This window comes from Nocardioides jensenii JCM 1364 = NBRC 14755 (assembly GCF_001552535.1).
In the GTDB taxonomy this organism is placed as follows: Bacteria; Actinomycetota; Actinomycetes; order Propionibacteriales; family Nocardioidaceae; genus Nocardioides; species Nocardioides jensenii.
The window spans coordinates 1-1,202 of the sequence record NZ_BCRJ01000083.1; the positions used below are offsets into that span (position 1 = coordinate 1).

Annotated in this window: 1 protein-coding gene; it reads right to left on the reverse strand. The window is 67.3% G+C overall.

Features of this window, described 5'->3' with window-relative positions:
- Positions 1-49 precede the first annotated feature (49 nt).
- Positions 50-1,202 (reverse strand): L,D-transpeptidase (locus NJ4_RS18005; RefSeq protein WP_067438210.1); only part of this gene is annotated, 1,153 nt, incomplete at its 5' end.

Sequence of the window (1,202 nt, forward strand, 5' to 3'; positions counted from 1 at the left end):
GGGTCGGCCCGAACTCACGACGGGTCGGCCCGAACTCACGACGGGTCGATCAGAGAGCGGAGCCCTGCTTGTAGGTCGCGAACGACTCGTTCCAGTCGCCGTACCCGTTGGTGAGCGTCATCGGACGGTCGGTGCCGGTGTATTCGACCACGTCGCCCCGCTTGGAGACGCTGTAGAGCCACGCGGCGTTGGCCGTGGACAGGCCAGTGCAGCCGTGGGAGACGTTCGCATAGCCCTGGGAGCCCACCGACCACGGTGCGGCGTGCAGGAACTCGCCACTGGAGGTCACCCGCATCGCGTACTCAACGTCGTCGATGTCGTAGGCCTCGGAGCTGCCCTGAGGGATGCCGACGGTCTCGGAGTTCATCCGCTTGGTGCGGTACTTCTCCATGATCACCTTCACCCCGCTGCGGGTGGTGAAGCCGGCCTTGCCGGTGGTGATCGGCATGGTCTTGGCGAGCTTGCCGTTGATGAACGTCTGCATCTGGTGGGTCGCCGCGTTGACCTTGCTGATCACCGCGTCACCGACGTGGAAGCTGACGGTGCGGGAGTCCTGACCGTAGATGCCGTTGCCGGCAGGGATCGCGTTGACGTCGACGTCGACGGTGATGTCGGTGCCGGCCTGCCAGTACTTCGCCGGGCGATAGTGGGCCACGCTGTCGCTGATCCAGTGCCAGGTGCCCTTCTGGGCGGGGCTGGAGGTGACGTGCATGTGCTTCTCGAAGGTGGCCTTGTCGGTGACCGGGATGTCGAAGTTCACGATCACCGGCATGCCGACGCCGACGGTCTCGCCCTCGAGGGGAGCCACCGCGGCATAGGTCTGCTGATCGAGGCTGAGATCGACGGTGGTGAAGCGGCGCACCGAGCGCTCGGTCTCGCCGTCCGCGTTCTCCGTCGAGGTGCGTACGACGTACGCCGTGCCGGGCTCGAGCAGTTGCGTGGCGTGCCAGTGACTGCCGTCCGCGGAGAGCTTGCCGGCGATGGTGGCGCCGTCAGCAGCCCGCACCACGACCTTGGAGATCGTGCCGTGCTCGGCCTTGACGCGGACCACGTGGTTGACCGGGACCGCCGTCTTGGGGCCCACGTTGCTGGTCAGCACGACCTTCTCGGCGCTGGTCGACGAACCGGGCCCACCGTCGGCACGATTGGCGTCACCGCCGTCGGAGGACGAGCCGCCCGCTGCGCTGCAGGCCGAGAGACCC